Raw genomic sequence first — 21,096 nt, 5'->3', positions numbered from 1 at the left:
AGCGGGAAGCCCGGCGCACCGACCCGGTGCCCGGGCTCCGGCACGACCGCTCCCTACACTGCGGGACGTGACCGCCGCGCCTCCCGACCCCATGGTGGGCCGGCTGCTCGACGGCCGCTACCAGATCCGCGCTCGCATCGCCCGCGGCGGCATGGCGACGGTCTACCTCGCCACCGACCTGCGGCTCGAGCGCCGCGTCGCCGTGAAGGTGATGCACGCCCACCTCGCCGACGACGCCGCCTTCCGCGACCGGTTCATCCAGGAGGCGCGCAGCGCCGCCCGGCTCGCGCACCCGAACGTGGTCAACGTCTTCGACCAGGGGCAGGACCTCGGCACGGCCTACCTCGTCATGGAGTACCTGCAGGGCATCACCCTGCGCGACCTCCTCGGCGAGTACGGGCGCCTCACGCCCGAGCAGACGATGGACATCCTCGAGGCGGTGCTGGCCGGGCTCGTCGCCGCGCACAAGGCCGGCATCATCCACCGCGACCTGAAGCCCGAGAACGTGCTGCTGGCCGACGACGGCCGCATCAAGATCGGCGACTTCGGCCTGGCGCGAGCCGCCACCAGCCACACGGCGAGCGGGCAGGCGCTGCTCGGGACGATCGCCTACCTCTCCCCCGAGCTCGTCACCCGGGGCATCGCGGACACCCGGAGCGACGTCTACGCGGTCGGCATCATGATGTACGAGATGCTCACCGGCGAGCAGCCGTTCAAGGGCGAGCAGCCGGTGCAGATCGCGTACCAGCACGCGAACGACTCCGTGCCGGCGCCGTCGCTGAAGAACCCGGGCGTCCCCGCGCTGCTCGACGACCTGACCCTGTGGGCGACGGCCCGCGACCCGGAGGACCGCCCGCGCGACGCGCGCGCGATGCTCGACCAGCTCTTCGAGACGCAGCACCTGATGGCGGAGGGCGCGGACGAGCGTCGCCGGCCGTCGACGCAGCGCACCGCCGTGATCCCGCCCGCGGCCGCGACCCGCGTGCTCGCGACCGCGGACCTCGCGCCCGCCGCACCGGCCGCCACCGCGCGCCGGGCGCAGCCGACCGACGTCGTGGACCGCCTCCGCGCCGCCACCTCGCGTGCGCACCGCCGCGGCGCGTGGGCGTTCGCGGCCGTGCTCGTCGCCGGGGCGGTGTCCGCCGGCACCGGCTGGTACTACGGCGGCGGGCCGGGCTCGACCTCGGCGCTGCCCGCGCTGTCGGGCATGAGCGAGGACCGCGCCTCCGCGGCGCTGTCCCAGCAGGGCTTCCGGAAGGGCGCGACCCGCGAGGTCTGGAGCGCGACCGACGCGGGCCTCGTCACCGCGACGCGGCCGGGCACCGGCACGCGGCTCCCGCCCGGCTCGACCGTCTCGCTCGTCCTGTCGAAGGGCGAGCAGCCCGCGACCGCGCCGACGGTCAAGGGCAGCACGGCCGCCGAGGCCGCCGCGGCGGTGTCGAAGGCGCGGCTGCTGCTCGCCGGCACGGTCGAGAAGACGTCGAGCCGGCCCGCGGGCACGGCGGTCCGGCTGATCGACGAGGACGGCTCCACGGTCGCCCCCGGTACCGAGCTCGACGCGCGGACCCCGGTCCGCCTCGTCGTGTCGAAGGGACCGGCGGTCGCCGCGGAGGCGCCGACGCCCACCGGCTCGACGACCCCGCCCGCCGGCTGACTCGCCCTGCTCGTTCCGTTCTGAAGGAGTTCTCGCGCGCGAGCGCCGAGAACTCCTTCAGAACGGAAGGGGTGGAGGGCGCTAGGAGCGGGCGTGCGCCCCGAGCTCCTCGGCGACGAGGAACGCGAGCTCGAGCGACTGCATGTGGTTCAGCCGCGGGTCGCACAGCGACTCGTAGCGCGTCGCGAGCGTCGCCTCGTCGATGTGCTCCGACCCGCCGAGGCACTCGGTGACGTCGTCGCCGGTCAGCTCGACGTGCAGGCCGCCCGGGTGCGTGCCGACCTCGCGGTGCGCGGCGAAGAAGCCGAGCACCTCGTCGACCACGTCGTCGAACCGGCGGGTCTTGTAGCCGGTCGGCGTCGTGATGCCGTTGCCGTGCATCGGGTCGGTGATCCACAGCGGCGTCGCGCCGAACTCCTTGACGGCCTCGAGCAGGGGCGGGAGGGCGTCGCGGATGCGGCCGGCGCCCATCCGCGTGATCAGGGTGAGGCGTCCGGGCTCCCGGTCGGGGTCGACGAGGTCGATGAGCCGCTCGAGCTCGTCGCCGGTCATCGTCGGGCCGACCTTCACGCCGATCGGGTTGCGGATCCGCGACACGAAGTCGAGGTGCGCGCCGTCCAGCTGCCGGGTCCGCTCCCCCACCCAAACGAAGTGGGCGGAGGTGTCGACCGGGGTGCCGTTCCGGGAGTCGATCCGCGTCAGGGCGCGCTCGTACTCCATCAGCAGCGCCTCGTGCGCGGTGTAGAACTCGACCCGCTTCAGCTCCTCGAAGTCGGCGCCCGCCGCCTCCATGAACTTCACCGCGCGGTCGATCTCCTTCGCGAGGCCCTCGTAGCGCTGGTTCGCGGGGTTCGCCGCGAAGCCGCGGTTCCAGCTGTGCACCTCGCGGAGGTCCGCGAACCCGCCCTGCGTGAACGCGCGGACGAGGTTCAGCGTCGAGACGGCCGTGTGGTAGCCGCGCACCATCCGGGCGGGGTCGTGCCGCCGCGACTCCGGCGTGAAGTCGTACCCGTTAACGACGTCGCCGCGGTAGGCGGGCAGCGTCGTGCCGTCACGCGTCTCGCTGTCGCTCGAGCGGGGCTTGGCGAACTGCCCCGCCATCCGCCCCATCTTCACGACGGGCATGGACGCGCCGTACGTGAGCACGACGGCCATCTGCAGGATCGTGCGCACCCGTGCGCGGATCCGGTCGGCGGTCGCGCCCTCGAACGTCTCGGCGCAGTCGCCGCCCTGCAGCACGAAGGCGCGGCCGGCGGCGGCGGTCGCGAGGCGGGTGCGCAGCTGGTCGATCTCGCCCGCGAAGACGAGCGGCGGCATGGAGCGCAGCTCGGCGACGGCGGCCTCGGCCGCGGCGGTGTCGGACCACTCCGGCTGCTGCCGGACCTCGAGCGTGCGCCAGTGGTCGAGCCCGGCCAGCACCTCGGGGCGCGCGGGGACGACGGGCTCGGTGAGCGGTTGCAGCATCGACTTCCTCGGGCTCACGCGGCCTTCGCGGCAGCGGCCTGCCGGAGGGTGCTCGCGTAGACGTCCACGTACTCCTGGCCGGAGAGCTTCGCGATCTCGACCATGATCTCGTCGGTGATCGACCGGAGGACGAAGCGGTCGCCCTCCATCCCCTCGAAGCGGGAGAAGTCGAGCGGCTCCCCGATGACGATGCCGACGCGCCGCACCTTCGGGATGACCGTGCCGATCGGCATCGCCTTGTCCGTGTCGAACATCGCGACGGGCACCACGGCGGCCTTCGCCTCCAGGACCATGCGGGCGACGCCGGTCCGTCCGCGGTAGAGCTTGCCGGTGGGGCTGCGGGTGCCCTCGGGGTAGATCCCGAGCACGCCGCCGCTCCGCAGCACCTGCACGCCGGTGTCGAGCGACGCCTCGCTGGCCTTGCCGCCGGACCGGTCGATCGACAGCTGGCCGATGCCGTTCATGAAGGTGCGGAGCACGAAGCCCTTGAGGCCCTTGCCCGTGAAGTAGTCGCTCTTCGCGAGGAACGTCACCCGGCGCTTCAGCATCAGCGGCAGGAACAGCGAGTCGACGACCGAGACGTGGTTCGAGGCGAGGATGACCGGGCCCGTGGCGGGCAGGTTCTCCATGCCGGAGACCCAGGGCCGGAACGTGGAGCGCAGATACGGGCCCAGGAACAGCACCTTGAGGACCCAGTAGAGCATCCGCGACCCCTTCCACTCTCCGGCAGGTCCGTCGAGGCTACCGGTTCGGCGGGGGCCGCCCGCCGCCGTCAGCCGCGGGGGGCGTAGGCGAGGAAGGTGGGGTCCTCGTGCAGGCGCGCGAGGTCCGCGGCGCCGACGACGCCGGCCTCGTTCCCGAGCTCCGCGACCGCGAACACCGGCTCCGGGTGGAAGCCGCGGGCCGGGAGGTGCTCCTCGTAGGCGCGCCGCACCGGGCCGAGCAGCCGCTCCCCCGCGTCCGCGACGCCGCCGCCGATCACGAAGAGCTGCGGGTCGAGCACGACCGCGAGGCTCGAGCAGGCCTGGCCGAGCCAGGAGCCGAGCTCGCCGATCGCGGCGAGGGCGCCCGGGTCCTCCTCCTGCACGAGCCGGCCGATGACCGCGCCCTCGAGCACGCCGCCCGCCCGCTCGCGCTCGGCGGCGAGGGCGCTGCCGATGCCGCCGCCGTCGGCGACCGCGTTCGCCATGCGCTGCAGGGCCCGGCCGGAGCCGTACTGCTCGATGCAGCCGCGCGCGCCGCACCCGCACGGGATGCCGTCCGGGACGACCCGCATGTGGCCGAGCTCGCCGGCGACGCCGAACCCGCCGCGGAGCAGCCGGTCGCCCGCGATCACCGCGCCGCCCACGCCCGTGCCGGAGGTCAGCATCACCATGTCGGACACGAGGCGCCCGGCGCCGAAGCGGAACTCCGCCCAGCCCGCGGCGTTCGCATCGTTGTCGACGACGACCGGCAGGTCGAGCCGCGACTCGAGCCGCTCGCGCAGGGGCTCGTTCCGCCAGGGGATGTTCGGCGTGTAGTAGACGGTGCTCTGGCCCGCGTCGATGAACCCCGGCGCCGCGACGCCCACCGGCAGCCGGCGGCCCTCGGCGAGCTGCTCGATCATCGCGACGATCGCGTCCTCGATGGCGGTCGCGTCGGACGCGTCCGTCGGCACGCGCTCGAACCGCTCGATCGTCCCGAGCTCGTCGACGACGCCTCCGGCGATCTTGGTCCCGCCGATGTCGATGCCGATCGCCTGCACGGCAGCAGAGCCTAGGGCGTGACGAGCAGAGCCTAGGGCGTGACGCCGCCCGGTCGGCCCGCTCCCCGGTGCGACGCCGGATACCATCGATCCGACCACCCCGGGCGAAGGAGCTTCGAGTGCAGCAGACCGAGAGACGGCTCCTGGTCGAGGCCGAGCCGGCCCTGAACGTCGCGGATCTGCTCGCGCAGCGCGCGTCCCGCACCCCCGACCTCGTGCTCTTCCAGGTGCCCGAGGGCGCCGGCTGGCGCGGCATCACGGCCGCCGACTTCCGCAGCCGGGTCGTCGAGATCGCCAAGGGCCTCATCACGGCCGGCGTGCAGCCGGGCGACCGGATCGGCCTGCTCTCCTCCACCCGCTACGAGTGGTCGCTCGTCGACTTCGCCGCCTGGTACGCCGGGGCGCTCGTCGTGCCCGTCTACGAGACGAGCTCCCCCGCCCAGGTGAAGCACATCCTCGAGGACTCCGGAGCCTGCGCGATCGTCGTCGAGACGGCCGAGCACTGGACGCGCGTCGACGAGGTCCTGCCGGACCTCCCCGAGGTGCACTCGGTCTGGCAGCTGCACCTCGGCGACCTCGACAAGCTCGCCGCGTCGGGCCGGGACGTGCCCGACGAGGAGGTCGAGCGCCGCCGGCAGCTCGCCGTCGAGTCCGACGTCGCGACGATCATCTACACGGCGGGCACCACCGGGAAGCCGAAGGGCTGCGTGCTCACGCACGGCAACTTCGTCGAGCTGGCGCGCAACACGACGCTCGAGATCCCCGAGATCGCGAACGAGCAGGCCGCGACGCTCCTCTTCGTCACGCTCGCGCACGTGTTCGCGCGGTTCATCGCGGTGCTGTGCGTGCACGCGGGCGTCCGCGTCGGGCACCAGGCCGACACGTCGCAGCTCGTGCCGGCGCTCGGCTCGTTCCGGCCGACCTTCCTCCTCGCCGTGCCCCGCGTGTTCGAGAAGGTCTACAACTCCGCGGAGCAGAAGGCCGAGGCGGGCGGCCGCGGCGGCGCGTTCCGCTGGGCCGTCGACGTCGGCGTCCGCTGGTCGGAGGCGAGGACCGCCGGGCACGTGCCGCTGCCGCTCGCGCTGCAGTACCGCGCGGCGGACGCGCTCGTGTTCCGCAAGCTGCGCGCCGTGCTGGGCGGCCGGTGCCGCTGGGCCGTATCGGGCTCGGCCCCGCTCGGCAAGCGCCTCAACCACTTCTACCGGGCGCTCGGCGTCACGATCCTCGAGGGCTACGGCCTCACCGAGACGACCGCCCCGATCAGCGTCAACCGGCCCGCCGACGCGAAGATCGGCACGGTCGGCCCGCCCCTCCCCGGCTCGGCGATCCGCATCGCCCAGGACGGCGAGGTGGAGGTGCGCGGCATCGGCGTCTTCCCCGGCTACCACCACGCGGAGGCCGCGACGGCCGAGGCGTTCGACGACGGCTGGTTCCGCACGGGCGACATCGGCTCCATCGACGACGGCGGCCACCTGATGATCACCGGGCGGAAGAAGGAGATCATCGTCACGGCCGGCGGCAAGAACGTCGCGCCCGCGGAGCTCGAGGACCCGATCCGCGCGAACCCGATCGTCAGCCAGGTCGTCGTCGTCGGCGACCAGCGCCCGTTCATCGCGGCGCTCGTCACCCTCGACCACGAGATGCTGCCGGCCTGGCTGAAGAACAAGGGCGAGGACGAGCACCTGTCCGTCGCGGAGGCGGCCGAGCTGCCGGTCGTGCGGGAGGAGGTCCAGCGCGCGATCGACGCCGCGAACACGCACGTCTCCCGCGCCGAGGGCGTGCGCGCCTTCCGGATCCTCGCCGACGACTTCACCGAGGCGTCGGGCGAGCTGACGCCGAAGATGAGCATCAAGCGGCACGTCATCCTCGACAAGCGCAGCGGCGAGATCGACGCGCTCTACGCGGAGGCGAAGAAGGAGCACGCGGCCCCGGCGCACTGACGGGCGTGCGGGGTCCGGCGCTAGCGGAACCAGGGCGCGCGCCGGACCTCCGCCATGGCCTCGCGCCGCACGTCGGGCTCGAGGCGGGTCAGGTACAGCCGTCCGTCGAGGTGGTCCTGCTCGTGCTGCAGCGCCTCGGCCAGCACGCCCTCGCCGATCACCTCGGTCGTGGAGCCGTCGAGCAGGCGACCCGTGCTCCGCGCCCAGGCGTACCGCTTCGTCGGGAAGGTGAGGTCGGGCACCGAGAGGCAGCCCTCGTCGAACTCGACGGGCTCGCCCCGGACCTCGACCAGCTCGGGGTCGAGCAGGTAGCCGAGCCGGCCGTCCACGTTGTAGGCGAAGGCGCGCAGCGAGACGCCGATCTGGTTCGCCGCGACGCCGGCGCGGCCCGGGACCTGCACGGTGTCGAGCAGATCCTGCACCAACGCCCGGACGACGGGGCCGGGCTCCCCCACGGGGTCGCAGGCGCTCCGCAGGACCGGGTCGCCGAAGAGCCGGATGTCCCGGACGCTCACACCTCGCGCCGGGACGGCAGCCCGTCGGCGACGAGCGCGGCCAGGGTGCGCGCGGCGTCCTTCGTGCTCTGCTTCAGGTTCTTGTAGTCGATGACCGAACCGGCCGCGAGCTGCGGGTCGTACGGGATGCGGACGATGTCGCGGACGCGAGAGGCGAAGTGCGACTCGATCTCGTCGAGCTTCACGAGGCTGGTCCCGTGGGTCGCCGTGTTGATCGCGACGACGGCGTTCTCGACGAGGTCGCCGTAGCCGTTCGCCTCGAGCCAGGTCAGCGTCTCGGAGGCGAGCCGCGCCTCGTCGACGCTGCCGCCGGAGACGATCACGAGCGAGTCGGCGCGCTGCAGCGTCGCCCGCATGACGGAGTGCACGATGCCCGTGCCGCAGTCGGTGAGCGCGATCGAGTAGAAGCGGGCGGCCAGGTCGGCGACGACGTTGTAGTCGTTCTCGTCGAAGGCCTCCGACAGCAGCGGGTCGGTGTCCGACGCGAGGATGTCGAGGCGGGTCTCGTCGCGCGACACGAGCGTCGAGAAGTCGGTGAAGCCGCCGATCGCGTTCGCCCGGGTGACGACGTCGCGCACGGTGGCGCGGGTCTGCTTCGTGACGCGCTCGGAGAGCGTGCCGCGGTCCGGGTTCGCGTCGATGGCGATGATGCGGTCCTCGCGGAGCGTCGCCATCGTCATGCCGAGCAGCGTCGTGATCGTCGTCTTACCGACGCCGCCCTTGCGGGTCAGCACCGGGACGAAGCGGGTGCCGCCCTCGAACTGCTTCGTGATCCGCGCGACCTCGTCCTTGGCGACCCGCACCTCAGCCGAGTCGCCCAGGTTCAGCTTCCGGAACGTCGCCGCGTAGACGAACTTGTTCCAGGCGCCGGTCGGCTTCTCGCGGACGCGGCCGCCGTTCTCGATCAGGCGGTCCGGCGTCAGCATCGCGGCCGACTCGGGTTCGCCCGGCGTGGTCGGCGTGCCGTTGCGGCGCTCCCGCCGCGTGGCGGTGCCGGCGCCGTCGAGCCGCGGGAACTCGCCCGTCAGGCCGCCGCGGGAGAGCTCGCCCGTCAGGCCGCTCCGCGGGAACTCTCCGGTGAGCCCGGTGCGCGGGCTCGGCACGGGGCCGCCGAGCAGCGCGTCGTACGCGCTGCCGGTGCGCCGCGGCGCGGGCATCGAGCCGGTGGTGCGGGGCAGCGGTCCGGTGACGCGCGGGAAGGAGCCGGTGGCGGCGCGAGGGGTCGGACCGCCGGTCAGCTGTCCGGAGGCGGGCTGCTCGCCCGTGTCGCCGGCGACGATCTCGACGCTCGACGTCGCCGCGTCGAGCGAGCCCGGGTCGACGGCGACGTCGTCGATCGCGACGGCCGCCTCCTCCTCCGGGACGTCGGACTTCGGCAGCGGCGGCAGGTCGATCTCGATGGAGGGGTGCTGCTGCACCGGGAACCGGCTGAAGGAGGACAGGTCGGTGCCGGCCGCACGGGTCACGAGCGCGACCTGGACCGGACCGTCGGCGTGGGCGCGGTCCTGCAGCCCGGTGCCGGCGGGCAGGCCGGAGCCCTCGTCCGGCGTGTTTCGCTTGTTCGCCACGGCTTCCACTTCCTCGAGCGGGTCGATCGTTCGACTCTAACTTGAGACTTCTGCTCCCCCCGGAAGCGGGACGGCGCGGCGGCCGCGACCCGTGGACCGGGGGCGTGTCCCGGGGTGCGGGACGCGCTCGAGGGTGCGAGCGCCGTCCCAGTCTGCACGCCCGGAGCTACTCGTCGACGACGAGGAGCAGGTCCTGGGCCTCGACCTGCGCGGTGCGCGACACCGCGACGCGGGCGACGACGCCGGCCACCGGGGTGGTGATCGACGCCTCCATCTTCATCGCCTCGATCGTCGCGACGGTCGCCCCGGCCTCGACCCGGTCGCCCTGCTCGACCTTCAGGGTGACCACCCCGGCGAACGGGGCGGCGACCTGACCGGCGCGGTTCGGGTCCGCCTTCTCGGCGGCCGCGGTCGTCACGGCGATCGACCGGTCCCGCACGTAGACGGGGCGCAGCTGCCCGTTCAGCGTCGTCATGACGGTCCGCACGCCCTTGTCGTCGGGCTCGCCGATCGCCTCGAGGCCGATGAAGAGCTCGACGCCGCGGTCGATCGCGACCACGTGCTCCGCGCCCGGCCGCAGCCCGTACAGGTAGTCGGCCGTGTCGACCACGGACAGATCGCCGAAGAGGTCGTGCAGCTCGCCGAACTGCTTCGTCGGGCCGGGGAACAGGAGGCGGTTCAGGGTCGCGCGGCGGGTCGGGCCCGCGGTGCCGAGCGCGGCCCGGTCGGCGTCCGGCACCGGTGTCACGCCGATGCGCACGTCCCGGCCCGCGAGCACCTTCGTGCGGAACGGCTCCGGCCAGCCGCCCGGCAGGTCGCCGAGCTCGCCGGCCATGAAGCCGACGACGGAGTCGGGGATGTCGTACCGCTCGGGGTGCTCGGCGAAGTCGTGCGGGTCGGCGTCCGCCGCGGCGAGCTGCAGCGCGAGGTCGCCGACCACCTTCGACGACGGCGTGACCTTGGGGATGCGGCCGAGGATCTCGTTGCTCGCCGCGTACAGCTCCTCGACCCGCTCGAAGCGGTCGGCGAGGCCGAGGGCGATCGCCTGCTGCCGCAGGTTCGACAGCTGGCCGCCGGGGATCTCGTGCCGGTACACGCGGCCGGTGGGCCCGGGCAGGCCGGACTCGAACGGCCGGTACAGCCCACGGACCGCCTCCCAGTACGGCTCGAGGTCGGAGACGGCCGGGAGGGAGATCCCGGTGTCGCGCTCCGTGTGCGCGAGCGCGGCGACGAGCGCCGAGAACGAGGGCTGGCTCGTCGTGCCCGCCATCGGGGCGGCCGCGACGTCGACCGCGTCCGCGCCGGCGTCGCTCGCGGCGAGCAGCGTCGCGAGCTGCCCGCCCGCCGTGTCGTGGGTGTGCACGTGCACGGGCAGGTCGAACTCCCGCCGGAACGCCTCCACCAGCCTGGCTGCCGCGCGCGGCCGGAGCAGGCCGGCCATGTCCTTGATCGCGAGCACGTGCGCGCCCGCCTCGACCATGCGCTCGGCGAGCCGGACGTAGTAGTCGAGCGTGTAGAGCGTCTCCGCCGGGTCGAGCAGGTCCGCGGTGTAGCAGACGGCGGTCTCCGCGACCGCGGTGCCGGTCGCGAGCACGGCGTCGACCGCGGGCCGGATCTGCTCGACGTCGTTCAGCGCGTCGAAGATGCGGAACACGTCGACGCCGGTCGCCGCCGCCTCGGCGACGAACGCGTCCGTGACCTCCGTCGGGTACGGCGTGTACCCGACCGTGTTCCGGCCGCGGAGCAGCATCTGGATCGCGACGTTCGGCATCGCGACGCGGAGGCGCTCGAGCCGTTCCCACGGGTCCTCGCCGAGGAAGCGGAGCGCGACGTCGTAGGTCGCGCCGCCCCACGCCTCGACGGTGAGCAGCTCGGGCGTGAGCCGGGCGACGGCGGGCGCGACGGCGAGCAGGTCGCGGGTCCGCACCCGGGTGGCGAGGAGGGACTGGTGCGCGTCGCGGAACGTCGTCTCGGTGACGGCGAGGGCGGTCTGCTCGCGGAGCGCGCGTGCCCAGCCGGCGGGACCGAGGGCGTCGAGACGCTGCTTCGACCCGGCGGGCGGCGGCGCCTGCAGGTCGAGGTGCGGCAGCTTGTCGGCGGGACGCGGGCCGGCGGGCATAGGGCCGTTCGGCTGGTTGACCGTCACGTCGGCGAGCCAGTTCAGCAGCCTCGTCGCCCGGTCCCGGCTCGGCCGGTGCCGCACGAGCTCGGGCCGCTCCTCGATGAACCCGGTCGAGAGGTCGCCGGCGAGGAAGGCGGGGTCGTCCAGCACCGCCTGCAGGAAGGGGATGTTCGTCGCGACGCCGCGGATCCGGAACTCCGCCAGGGCGCGCTTCTCCCGCGCGACCGCCGCCGCGAAGTCGCGCCCGCGGCACGTGAGCTTCGCGAGCATCGAGTCGAAGTGCGGGCTGATCTGCGCGCCCGGGTTGATCGTGCCGCCGTCGAGCCGCACGCCCGCGCCGCCCGGCGAGCGGTACGTGGTGATCCGGCCGGTGTCCGGCCGGAAGCCCTGCGTCGGGTCCTCCGTCGTGATGCGGCACTGCAGCGCGGCGCCGCGGATCTGCAGCGCGTCCTGCGCGAGGCCGAGGTCCGCCATGGTCTCGCCGGCGGCGATGCGCATCTGGGAGGCGACGAGGTCGACGTCGGTGATCTCCTCCGTCACCGTGTGCTCGACCTGGATCCGCGGGTTCATCTCGATGAAGACGTGCTGCCCGGCGCGCTCCCCCGCGGTGTCGAGGAGGAACTCGACCGTGCCGGCGTTGACGTAGTCGATCGACCGGGCGAACGCGACCGCGTCGCGGTACAGGGCCTCGCGGATCGACCGGTCGAGGTTCGGCGCCGGCGCGATCTCGACGACCTTCTGGTGCCGCCGCTGCACCGAGCAGTCGCGCTCGAAGAGGTGCAGCGTCGTGCCCGCGCCGTCCGCGAGGATCTGCACCTCGATGTGCCGGGGCCGCAGCACCGCCTGCTCGAGGAACATCGTCGGGTCGCCGAAGGCGCTGTCCGCCTCCCGCATCGCGGCCTCGAGCGCGGGGCGCAGCGCCTCCCGGGTCTCGACGCGACGCATCCCGCGGCCGCCGCCGCCCGCGACGGCCTTCGCGAAGATCGGGAACCCGATGCCGTCCGCGGCGGCGAGCAGCTCCTCGACGTCGCGGCTCGGCGGCGACGAGGCGAGCACCGGCACGCCGGCCGCGATCGCCTGCTCCTTCGCCGTCACCTTGTTGCCGGCGTTGCGCAGCACCGAGGCGGGCGGGCCGATGAACACGATCCCGTTCGCCGCGCACGCCTCCGCGAGCTCCGGGTTCTCGGAGAGGAAGCCGTAGCCCGGATAGACGGCGTCCGCGCCGGAGAGCTTCGCGACGCGGATGATCTCGCCCACGTCGAGGTAGGCGCGCACCGCGTGGCCGGGCTCGCCGATCTGGTAGGACTCGTCGGCCTTCTGCCGGTGCAGGGACTCGCGGTCCTCGTACGGGAAGACGGCGACCGTCCTCGCGCCCAGCTCGTAGGCGGCGCGGAAGGCGCGGATGGCGATCTCGCCGCGGTTGGCCACCAGGATCTTCGAGAACACGGCACCGACTCCCTCGTCGTGGCGCGGCGCTCCCCCGGCCGGAGGGGCCTTCCCGGCTAACCTACTGGTCGTGCACGTACTGAGCGTCAGCTCCCTGAAGGGCGGGGTCGGCAAGACCACCGTGACGCTCGGGCTGGCGTCCGCGGCGTTCGCCCGCGGCGTCTCGACCCTCGTCGTCGACCTGGACCCGCAGGCGGACGTGTCGACGGGCATGGACGTGCCCGTCGCCGCTGTCAACGTCGCCGACGTGCTCGGCAGCCCCAAGGAGAAGACGGTCCGCGCGGCGATCACGCCGTCGGGCTGGACGCGGGGCCGCGGCGGCGTCGTCGACGTGATGGTCGGCTCGCCCGCGGCGATCAACTTCGACGGGCCGCACCCGTCGGTGCGCGACATCTGGAAGCTCGAGGAGGCGCTCGCGCACGTCGAGGCGGAGTACGAGCTCGTGCTCGTCGACTGCGCCCCGTCGCTGAACGCCCTGACCCGCACCGCGTGGGCCGCGTCCGACCGCGTCTCGGTCGTCACGGAGCCCGGGCTGTTCTCCGTCGCGGCGGCCGACCGGGCCCTGCGGGCGATCGAGGAGATCCGTCGCGGCCTGTCCCCGCGCCTCCAGCCCCTCGGCATCATCGTGAACCGGGCCCGCATGCAGAGCCTCGAGCACCAGTTCCGCATCAAGGAGCTGCGCGACATGTTCGGGCCGCTCGTGCTCTCGCCGCAGCTGCCCGAGCGCACGTCGCTGCAGCAGGCGCAGGGCGCCGCGAAGCCGCTCCACGTGTGGCCCGGCGAGAGCGCTCAGGAGCTGGCGCGGATGTTCGACCAGCTGCTCGAGCGCGTGCTGCGCACCGGCCGGGTCGGCGAGTTCGCGACCTCCGAGATCCCGACGCAGCAGCCGGCCGGCCGGCTCGCCTAGCCCTGCGGCGGGGGTTCCCGCGCGGCGCTGGTCCGGACGATCCCGGCCCGGGTCGTCGGTCGGGTTCCCGGGATGGTCGCCTGACGCGTCGCGTCGAGCCCGTCTCGCCGTTTTGAAGGAGATCCGGCTGCGGGTCGTCCGGAGGCCCGGGTCTGCTCGGCCGGATCTCCTGCAAAACGCAGCGCTGATCTCGTCCGCGACGTCACCCGACCATCCCGACGGCGCGCCCACCGCCCCGGGTCGGGATCGCCCGGACCGACGCTGCAGCCCCAACCGACCCGCGGGCGCGCCGAAGGCCCGGACCGGTATCTGTCCGGGCCTTCGTGCGAAGGTCTAGCCCGCGCGCTGGGCGCGGCGCAGGGCGAGCTCGTCCGTCGGGTCGGCCTGCTCGGACTCGAGCTGCACGAGGTCGGACTGCACGTCGGTCAGCACCTTGCTGACCGCGATGCCGAAGACGCCCTGCCCGCGCTGGAGGACGTCGAACACCTCCTCCTTGGAGGTGCAGAGGTACACGCTGGCACCGTCCGACATCAGCGTGGTCTGCGCGAGGTCCGTGATCCCCCAATCACGGAGCTGCTCGACCGCCGTGCGGATCTGCTGCAGCGAGATGCCGGTGTCCAGCAGCCTCTTGACGAGCTTGAGCACCAGGATGTCGCGGAACCCGTACAGCCGTTGCGAGCCGCTGCCGGCCGCGCCACGGATCGTGGGCTCCACGAGCCCGGTCCGGGCCCAGTAGTCGAGCTGCCGGTACGTGATCCCCGCCGCGCGCGCGGCGATGACACCGCGGTACCCGGCGGAGTCGTCCAACTCCGGCATGCCGTCCGTGAACAGCAAGCCGAGGTCGTACCGGTCTTCGCTCCGATTCACCTCAGTCAATTTGGACTGCCTTCCACCCCCCACGCGTTCCCCGCAGGCAGCGGAGGCGCGTTCTTCGGGTCACGCTACAGACCGCCCCTGCCCCAGGCAACGACATCCGGATCTCGAGATCCGGCGTGTCGTGCTCCGCGGCGGCCATCGCGGTCAGGAGGCGTGCTTGTCGAGGGCCCGCTTGACGAGGGCGGAGCGGACCGTCTCGAGGTCGCCCGCGAGCTCGTTCGCCCGCTCGTCGGCGTGCTGCCGGCTGGCGCTGTCGGCCCGGCGGCGCAGCGGCAGGAGGGCGTTCGCGACGAGCTCGAGCTCGCGCTCGACCGCGATGCGCATCGCGCGGAGGTGCCGCGGCTCGATGCCCGCGCTGCGCAGGTCCGCGAGGGCCTTCATCGTCGCCACGTCGCCCTCGTCGTACACCTCGGCGGCCTGCATGAGCCCCGTGGCGATCGCGTCGCCGAGCAGGTCGAGCCCGGCGCCCGCCTCCGCGAGCAGCTCGTCGCGGGTCCAGCGGCGCTCCGTGCCGAGGATCGAGATCGCGCCGGTCGCCGTGCCCGGCCACTCCGGGTTGCGGCCCGCGTCGAGGTCCGCCAGGTAGCGGCGGATGACCTTGAGCGGCAGGTAGTGGTCGCGCTGCATCTGCAGCACGAGCTTGATCCGGTCGATGTCCGACGGCGAGAAGCTGCGGTAGCCGGAGGCGGTCCGCGCGGGGTGGATCAGCCCGCGGTCCTCGAGGAAGCGCAGCTTCGACGGGGACAGCTCGGGGAAGTCGGTCTCGAGCCGGGAGAGCACCTGGCCGATCGAGATGGTGCCCGTCGCCGTCGACGGCTCGTGCCGCTCGGGGAGGGCGGAGCTCATCGGGCGCCGATCCCGGCCAGGTCGAGGCGGGAGGCGTAGAAGGTCAGCCGGAACTTGCCGATCTGGACCTCGGCGCCGTCCGACAGCAGCGCGGTCTCGATCCGGACGCCGTCGAAGAAGGTGCCGTTGAGGCTGCCGAGGTCCTTGACCTCGAACGCCGTGCCGTGCCGGAGGAACTGCGCGTGCCGCCGGGAGACGGTGACGTCGTCGAGGAAGATGTCGGCCGACGGGTGGCGCCCGGCGATCGTCTCGTCCTGGTCGAGGAGGAACCGGGCCCCGATGTTCGGGCCGCGGCGGACCACGAGCAGGGCGGATCCGCTGGGCAGGGCGCTGACGGCGGCCTGCTCCTCCGCGGACGTGCCGGTCAGCTCCGCGAGCCGGGAACCGAACTCGTATCCGAACGAGGCGGTCGTCTCCGGACCGCTCGACGCCTCGTCTCGGCGCCTGCGGGGGCGATCGTCGCGCTCATCGACCATTCGGCGACCTCCTCATGTCGATCGAGGGTAGCGGACGCCTCCGGCGTGTCGCCGTCCCCAGTTCTGCTTCGGATGTGGACGGCTTCGTCAGCGGCCGCCGCTACGGTCGCCGACATGTCGTGCATCCGGTTCAACACGAAGGCGCAGCGGGATGCGATGCGGGAGGACGCCGCCGTGCTCGCGGCCGGCGACCAGGCCGTGCTGCACCTCTCGCCGCCGGTCACCGAGTCGAAGATCACCCGCCTCCGCCTGCTCGCCGCGCACGAGCGCGCGAGCATCCGGCAGACGGTGGCGTCGAACCTGCACGCGCCGCACGACCTGCTCGAGTCGCTCGCCGCGGACCCCGACGCAGGCGTGCGCGGCGAGGTCGCGAAGAACCCGACCAGCGAGCCGTCGCTCGTGGAGCGGCTGAGCCGCGACCGCGACGCCCGCGTGCGGTGCTGGGCGGTGCTGAACCCCGTGCTGTCCCCGGAGCGGGTCCGCGAGCTCGAGGGCGACCGGGACGCGCAGGTCCGGCGGCTCGCCGGGTGGCGGATCGGCGCCGAGCAGCCCGCGTGACCGCTCGGGTCAGCCGTCCAGCAGCGCGAGCAGCCGACCAGGTCCGAAGGCGCTCGCGCCCTCCGCGGCGACCCGGGCGACGAGCTCGCGGTCCGCGGTGACCACGGCGACCGGGGCGGTGCCGCGGGCGGCCTGCTCGACGATCGCGTCGTCGCCCGAGCCCGGGGCGCGGACGACCTCGACGCCCGGCACGTCCTCCGCGGTGCGCGCCTGCCCCTCGAGCACGGCGACGATGCGCGGCCAGCGCCGGACGACCGGCAGGGCGCCCTCGCCGCCCTCCTCCGGCACCCCGCGGTCGGCGAGCGCGGAGAGCCCGGCGAGGAGGCGGCTCGCGGCCCCCGCCCGGTCCTTCCACCAGCCGTCGGGCCGGCTGCCGACCACGTTCGCGGCGTCGACGACGAGGACGGGGTCGGGCTCGGCGAGCAGGGCGCGCAGCCGCGGCCAGGCGGAGGCGAACCCGGGGTGCAGCTCGCGGTCGGCGACGCGGTCGGCGGGCACCCACTCGAGCTCGGTGCTCTCGCGGTCCGTGACGGAGACGGGCAGCGCGGACGGCGCGGATGCGGCGACGGTGGTGTAGCTCCAGACGCCGAGGTCGAGGCGCACCGCGAACCGCGGGCGCAGCGCGGCGACGTCGATCCCGGTCTCCTCGTGGGACTCGCGCAGCGCGCCCGCGATGGAGGACTCCCCCAGGTGCCGGGCGCCGCCGGGCAGTCCCCACGTGCCGCCGAAGTGGCTCCAGCCGACGCGGTGCTGCAGCAGGACCGAGCCGTCCGGGGCGACGACGAGCAGGCCCGCGGCGCCGGCGCGGCCCCAGAAGCGGCGGCCGTCGGGCAGGTCGACCCAGCCGTCGGCGGGGTCCCGCGGCCCGGTCGGCGGTCCGGGCGGGGCGTCGGTCACGGGCCAACGCTAACGACCGCGGCCCTCGGGTTCCCCCGGGGGCCGCGGCCGGTGCGCGGGTCAGGCGGCGACGGGCTGCGCCGACGTCGCGATCGCGGGCTCCTGGACCCGGCGGCCGGCGCGCGGGCCGACGAAGCGCTTCAGCCCGACGAGCACGAACGCGGTCACGGCGGCGCCGATCGCGATCGAGAGCAGCCAGACGACCGGGTTGTCGATGGCGAAGAAGACGAACGCCCCGCCGTGCGGCGCACGGCTCGTGATGCCGAACGCCATCGTGAGGGCGCCGGTGATCGCGCCGCCGACGAGGTTCGCCGGGATGACGCGCAGCGGGTCCGCGGCCGCGAACGGGATCGCGCCCTCCGAGATGAACGAGAGTCCGAGCAGCCACGCGGCGGCGCCGTTCTCCCGCTCGACCTGGCTGAAGCCCTTCCGGTAGAGCACCGTCGAGGCGAGCGCCATGCCGAGCGGCGGGACCATGCCGGCCGCCATGACCGTGGCCATGATCTGCAGGTTCGCGGTGGTGCCGCCCGCGAGACCGGCGACGGCGAAGGCGTACGCGACCTTGTTGATGGGACCGCCCAGGTCGAAGCACATCATCAGGCCGAGGATGACGCCGAGGCCGATCGCGGCCGAGCCGGAGAGCCCGGTCAGCGCGTCGTTCAGGCCCTTCGTCAGCGCGGCGATCGGGCCGCCGAGCACGAGGAGCATCAGCCCCGACGCGATGATCGACGCGCCGAGCGGGATGATCACGACGGGCATCAGGCCGCGGAGCCACCGCGGCACCGTCGGGGTGCCGATGAGCTTCGCCGCGTAGCCCGCGAGCAGGCCGCCGACGATGCCGCCGATGAAGCCGGCGCCGAGGTAGCCGGAGACCGCGCCGACCACGAACCCGGGCGCGATGCCCGGCCGGTCCGCGATCGCGTAGGCGATGTAGCCGGCGAGCGCGGGGACGAGGAAGCCGAGGCTCAGCTGCCCGATCTTCGCGGCGGCGGCGCCGAGGTAGAAGAACAGCCCCTGCGGCGGCAGGTCGAACAGGGTGAAGTTCTGCAGCGCCCAGTCGTTGTACGCGGCGCCGCCCGTGCTGTCCCCGGCGCCGGGCAGCACGATCCGGTAGCCGTCGATGCCGGAGCCGATGCCGGCGAGCAGGAAGCCGACCGCGATCAGCAGCCCGCCGCCCGCGACGAACGGGATCATGTAGCTGACGCCGGTCAGCAGGATCCGCTTGATCTCGGCGCCGGGGCTCGTCGCTCGGGCGGCGCTCGGGGCCGCGGCGCCGCCGCCCTGGACGCGCTGCGCGTTCGGATCCTTCGCGGCCGCGAGGGCCTCCTGGACCATGTCCTCGGGGTGGTCGATGCCGCGCTTCACCGGCGCCTGCACCACGGGCTTGCCGGCGAACCGTCCGCGGTCGCGGACGTCGACGTCGTTCGCGAAGATCACCGCGCCGGCCCGCTCGATGAGCGCCGGGTCGAGCGGGGTCATGCCCGCCGAGCCCTGCGTCTCGATGTGGAGCTCGGCCCCGAGCCTCCGCGCCGCGTTCGTCAGCGCGTCCGCGGCCATGTAGGTGTGCGCGATGCCGGTGGCGCAGGACGTCACGCCGACGAGCAGCGGCAGGTCCGACGGGCCCGCGGGAGCCGCGGCCGCGGGAGCGGCGGCCGGCTCGTCGGACGTCGCCCTCTCGACGAGGGCGACGATCTCCTCCGGCGTCGTGGCCGACCGCAGCGCCGCGACGAAGTCCTCGTCGACGAGGCTGCGGGCGAGCTTCGCGAGCAGCTGGAGGTGCAGCTCGTCGCCGCCCGCGGGCGCCGCGATCATGAACACGATGTCGGCCGGGCCGTCGAAGCCGCCGAAGTCGACCTTCGGGGCGACGCGGGCGAACGCGAGGGTCGGCTCCGTGACGGAGGCGGAGCGGCAGTGCGGGATGGCGATCCCGCCGCCGAGGCCGGTGTCCGTCTTCTGCTCGCGCGCCCAGGCGTCGGCGTACAGGGACTCGACCTCGGTGGCGCGACCGGCGCGGACGACCAGGGTCGCGAGCGCGCGGATGACTTGGCTGCGGTCGGGACCGAGGTCGGCGTCGAGCGCGACGAGCTCGCGCGTGATCAGGGCCGGCATGAGGGCACTCCTTCGTGTCGTGGTGCAGGGGGATGGTGCGGTCAGGCGATGACGACCTCGACGCCCGCCGCGTCGAGCGCGGCGGCGAGGTCGGCGGGCGGGGCGGCGTCCGTGACGAGGACGTCGAGCTCGGTGAGGTCGGCGAAGCGGACGAACGACTCCTCGCCGAACTTCGAGGAGTCGACGAGCGCGACGGTGCGGCGGGCGGCGCGCAGCATCGCGGTCTTGACCGCGGCCTCGCGCTCGTCCGGCGTGGACAGGCCGAAGCCGGCGGACAGGCCGTTCGCGCCGAGGAAGGCGAGGTCGCAGCGCATCCGGGCGAACGCGTCGACCGCCGCGGCGCCGACGGCCGCGGAGGTCTCGGGCCGGACGACGCCGCCGACGGCGTGCACGGTGAGCGCGCGGTTGTCCTGGAGGCGGAGCACGAGGGGGACGCCGTGCGTGACGACGTCGAGCCGCCCGTCGGCGGGCTCGTGGTCGGCCAGCAGGTCGGCGAGGGCGCGGGTGGTCGTGCCGGCGTCGAGCGCGACGGCGCTCGGCGCGGCGTGCACGAGGAGGTCGAGGGCGGCGCGGGCGATGGCCCGCTTCGCGGGCGTGTTCCGCTGCTCCCGCTCGCCGAGGTTCAGCTCGACGACGCTCGACCGGCGGACGGCGCCGCCGTGCACCCGCCGCAGCGCGCCCGCCGATTCGAGCACGTCGAGGTCGCGCCGGATGGTCTCCGCCGTGACGTCGAGGGAGCGCGAGAGGACGGCGACCGAGACCCGGCCCGCCGAGTCGAGCTCGTCGATGATGCGGGCGTGCCGCTCCGTCGCGTACATGGATCCGTCCTCGCGCCGGCTCCGCTGCCGACGATCTGTGTTTCGGTGAGATTAACCCGAAAACCCACAGAAGTGAAGATCGAATCGCGCGCGTCCACCCCGTGCTCGCGGAAGGCGCGCGCGGGAGCGGAGGAGGGTCAGGCCAGGGCGGCGAGGCGGTCGAAGGCCGCGTCGAGCTCCTCGTCGACCCGCTGCGCGCCCGGGTGCGCGTCGTACCAGGCGATCTGCCGCCGGGCGCCCTCGGCGTACGGCACCGTCGTCGTGAACTCGGGCACGAGGCGGCGCAGCTTCGTGGTGTCGAACAGCATCGCGTGGGCCTTGTCGCCCACGAGGCCGGGCCCGAGGTCCGGCACCTCGCGCGCGATCCGCTCGCTCGGGACGTGGACGAGGTCGGGCTCGACGCCGGCCGCGCGGCCGAGCCACGTGTAGACCTGGTTCCAGGTCGGCGCCGACTCCCCCGTGATCGTGTACGCGTTCCCGAGCGCCTCCGGCCGCCCGAGCAGCCCGACGAAGCCGACCGCGAAGTCGTCGCTGTGCGTCAGCGTCCAGGGCGTGGTGCCGTCGCCGTGCACGACGACGGGCTTGCCGGCGCGCATGCGCGCGATGTCGGTCCAGCCGCCCATCGTCGGCAGCAGGGTGTCGTCGTAGGTGTGGCTCGGCCGCACGATCGTCATCGGGAAGTCGCGATCGCGGTCCTCGCGGACGAGCAGGTCCTCGCAGGCGATCTTGTCGCGGGAGTACTGCCAGAACGGGTTCTTCAGCGGCGTGGACTCCGTGACCGGGATGGAGGCGGGCGGCTTCTGGTAGGCGGAGGCGCTCGAGATGAAGACGTACTGGCCGACCCGCCCGCGGAAGCGGTCCACGTCGCCCTGCACGGTGTCGGTCGTGAACGCGCGGAACTGCGCGACCACGTCGAACTCGCGGTCCCCGACGGCCTCGTCGACGCTCACCGGGTCGGCGACGTCGCCGACCAGCTGCTCGACCTCCTCCGGCACCGACCGCGTCGACGCGCTGCGCCCCCGGTTGAGGACGGTCACGCGGTGCCCGCGCTCGACCGCGAGCCGCACGCTCGCCGTCGAGATGACCCCGGTGCCGCCGAGGAACAGGATGTCGAGACCCGCCATGACGCACTCCTCCAGCTCGTCGCGGCGCCGCC

General features: G+C 73.9%; 17 protein-coding genes. 4 read left to right on the top strand and 13 right to left on the bottom strand.

Features of this window, described 5'->3' with window-relative positions; all coding sequences use genetic code 11:
* Window positions 1-91 precede the first annotated feature (91 nt).
* Window positions 92-1,654: a Stk1 family PASTA domain-containing Ser/Thr kinase gene (pknB, locus tag D1781_RS08790; protein ID WP_407641673.1), complete on the top strand. Its 1,563-nt coding sequence runs from the start codon at window positions 92-94 to the stop codon at window positions 1,652-1,654.
* A gap of 81 nt (window positions 1,655-1,735) precedes the next feature.
* Here pknB and D1781_RS08785 read toward each other — a convergent pair whose 3' ends face one another.
* The 3 genes from D1781_RS08785 to D1781_RS08775 all read right to left on the bottom strand — a co-directional run bounded on the left by D1781_RS08785 (window position 1,736) and on the right by D1781_RS08775 (window position 4,862).
* A complete protein-coding gene (locus D1781_RS08785) occupies window positions 1,736-3,118 on the bottom strand; it encodes a class II 3-deoxy-7-phosphoheptulonate synthase (RefSeq protein WP_119481957.1) in 1,383 nt (460 codons plus the stop codon).
* A 14-nt stretch (window positions 3,119-3,132) separates the two neighbouring features.
* Window positions 3,133-3,822, bottom strand: a complete 690-nt coding sequence (locus D1781_RS08780; protein WP_119481956.1) for a lysophospholipid acyltransferase family protein — start codon at window positions 3,820-3,822, stop codon at window positions 3,133-3,135.
* A gap of 68 nt (window positions 3,823-3,890) precedes the next feature.
* Window positions 3,891-4,862, bottom strand: coding sequence for an ROK family glucokinase (locus D1781_RS08775; protein ID WP_119481955.1), 972 nt, complete (start codon window positions 4,860-4,862; stop codon window positions 3,891-3,893).
* Between the two features lie 119 nt (window positions 4,863-4,981).
* On the opposite strand from D1781_RS08775, the gene D1781_RS08770 reads away from it, so the two are divergent.
* The gene (locus tag D1781_RS08770) at window positions 4,982-6,802 is read left to right on the top strand and encodes an AMP-dependent synthetase/ligase (RefSeq protein ID WP_119481954.1); all 1,821 of its coding nucleotides are present in this window, start codon (window positions 4,982-4,984) and stop codon (window positions 6,800-6,802) included.
* Window positions 6,803-6,822: 20 nt separating this feature from the next.
* Here the strand turns inward: D1781_RS08770 and D1781_RS08765 are convergent, their stop codons facing one another.
* The 3 genes from D1781_RS08765 to D1781_RS08755 form a co-directional block, all read right to left on the bottom strand.
* On the bottom strand, window positions 6,823-7,317 hold the full coding sequence (locus D1781_RS08765) for a peptide deformylase (protein WP_119481953.1): 495 nt from the start codon (window positions 7,315-7,317) through the stop codon (window positions 6,823-6,825).
* Entirely contained in the window at window positions 7,314-8,885 is a 1,572-nt protein-coding gene (locus tag D1781_RS08760) for a MinD/ParA family ATP-binding protein (protein WP_233551204.1), read from the bottom strand. The genes D1781_RS08765 and D1781_RS08760 overlap by 4 nt, the downstream gene beginning before the upstream one ends.
* Window positions 8,886-9,051: 166 nt before the next feature.
* Window positions 9,052-12,453, bottom strand: a complete 3,402-nt coding sequence (locus D1781_RS08755) for a pyruvate carboxylase (RefSeq protein ID WP_119481952.1) — start codon at window positions 12,451-12,453, stop codon at window positions 9,052-9,054.
* A 70-nt stretch (window positions 12,454-12,523) separates the two neighbouring features.
* On the opposite strand from D1781_RS08755, the gene D1781_RS08750 reads away from it, so the two are divergent.
* Window positions 12,524-13,360, top strand: coding sequence for a ParA family protein (locus D1781_RS08750; RefSeq protein WP_119481951.1), 837 nt, complete (start codon window positions 12,524-12,526; stop codon window positions 13,358-13,360).
* 333 nt (window positions 13,361-13,693) lie between these two features.
* Here the strand turns inward: D1781_RS08750 and D1781_RS08745 are convergent, their stop codons facing one another.
* The 3 genes from D1781_RS08745 to D1781_RS08735 form a co-directional block, all read right to left on the bottom strand.
* A complete protein-coding gene (locus D1781_RS08745; protein WP_199706648.1) occupies window positions 13,694-14,176 on the bottom strand; it encodes a MerR family transcriptional regulator in 483 nt (160 codons plus the stop codon).
* A gap of 204 nt (window positions 14,177-14,380) precedes the next feature.
* Window positions 14,381-15,082 carry a transcriptional regulator FtsR gene (ftsR, locus tag D1781_RS08740; RefSeq protein ID WP_119481949.1) on the bottom strand — a complete coding sequence of 234 codons (702 nt, stop codon included), beginning with the start codon at window positions 15,080-15,082 and terminating at the stop codon, window positions 14,381-14,383.
* A complete protein-coding gene (locus tag D1781_RS08735) occupies window positions 15,079-15,558 on the bottom strand; it encodes an FHA domain-containing protein (RefSeq protein WP_119481948.1) in 480 nt (159 codons plus the stop codon). Before D1781_RS08735 ends, ftsR begins: the two co-directional genes overlap by 4 nt.
* Window positions 15,559-15,672: 114 nt before the next feature.
* Here D1781_RS08735 and D1781_RS08730 point away from each other — a divergent pair, with 114 nt between their 5' ends.
* Window positions 15,673-16,116 (top strand): hypothetical protein, encoded by a 444-nt coding sequence (locus tag D1781_RS08730; protein ID WP_119481947.1) that lies wholly within the window; start codon window positions 15,673-15,675, stop codon window positions 16,114-16,116.
* Window positions 16,117-16,125: 9 nt separating this feature from the next.
* Here the strand turns inward: D1781_RS08730 and D1781_RS08725 are convergent, their stop codons facing one another.
* The 4 genes from D1781_RS08725 to D1781_RS08710 all read right to left on the bottom strand — a co-directional run bounded on the left by D1781_RS08725 (window position 16,126) and on the right by D1781_RS08710 (window position 21,064).
* Window positions 16,126-17,013, bottom strand: coding sequence for an NUDIX hydrolase (locus D1781_RS08725; protein WP_119481946.1), 888 nt, complete (start codon window positions 17,011-17,013; stop codon window positions 16,126-16,128).
* Window positions 17,014-17,073: 60 nt separating this feature from the next.
* Window positions 17,074-19,122, bottom strand: coding sequence for a PTS fructose transporter subunit IIABC (locus D1781_RS08720; protein ID WP_119481945.1), 2,049 nt, complete (start codon window positions 19,120-19,122; stop codon window positions 17,074-17,076).
* 41 nt (window positions 19,123-19,163) lie between these two features.
* Window positions 19,164-19,940 carry a DeoR/GlpR family DNA-binding transcription regulator gene (locus tag D1781_RS08715; protein ID WP_119481944.1) on the bottom strand — a complete coding sequence of 259 codons (777 nt, stop codon included), beginning with the start codon at window positions 19,938-19,940 and terminating at the stop codon, window positions 19,164-19,166.
* A gap of 137 nt (window positions 19,941-20,077) precedes the next feature.
* Complete coding sequence (locus D1781_RS08710; RefSeq protein ID WP_119483143.1) at window positions 20,078-21,064, bottom strand: NAD-dependent epimerase/dehydratase family protein; 987 nt, start codon at window positions 21,062-21,064, stop codon at window positions 20,078-20,080.
* Window positions 21,065-21,096: the final 32 nt, after the last annotated feature.

It is taken from the genome of Amnibacterium setariae (assembly GCF_003581425.1).
Classification (GTDB): domain Bacteria; phylum Actinomycetota; class Actinomycetes; order Actinomycetales; family Microbacteriaceae; genus Amnibacterium; species Amnibacterium setariae.
Note: the sequence above shows the minus strand (reverse complement) of the source record. Positions and strands in the feature narration are given on the sequence as shown.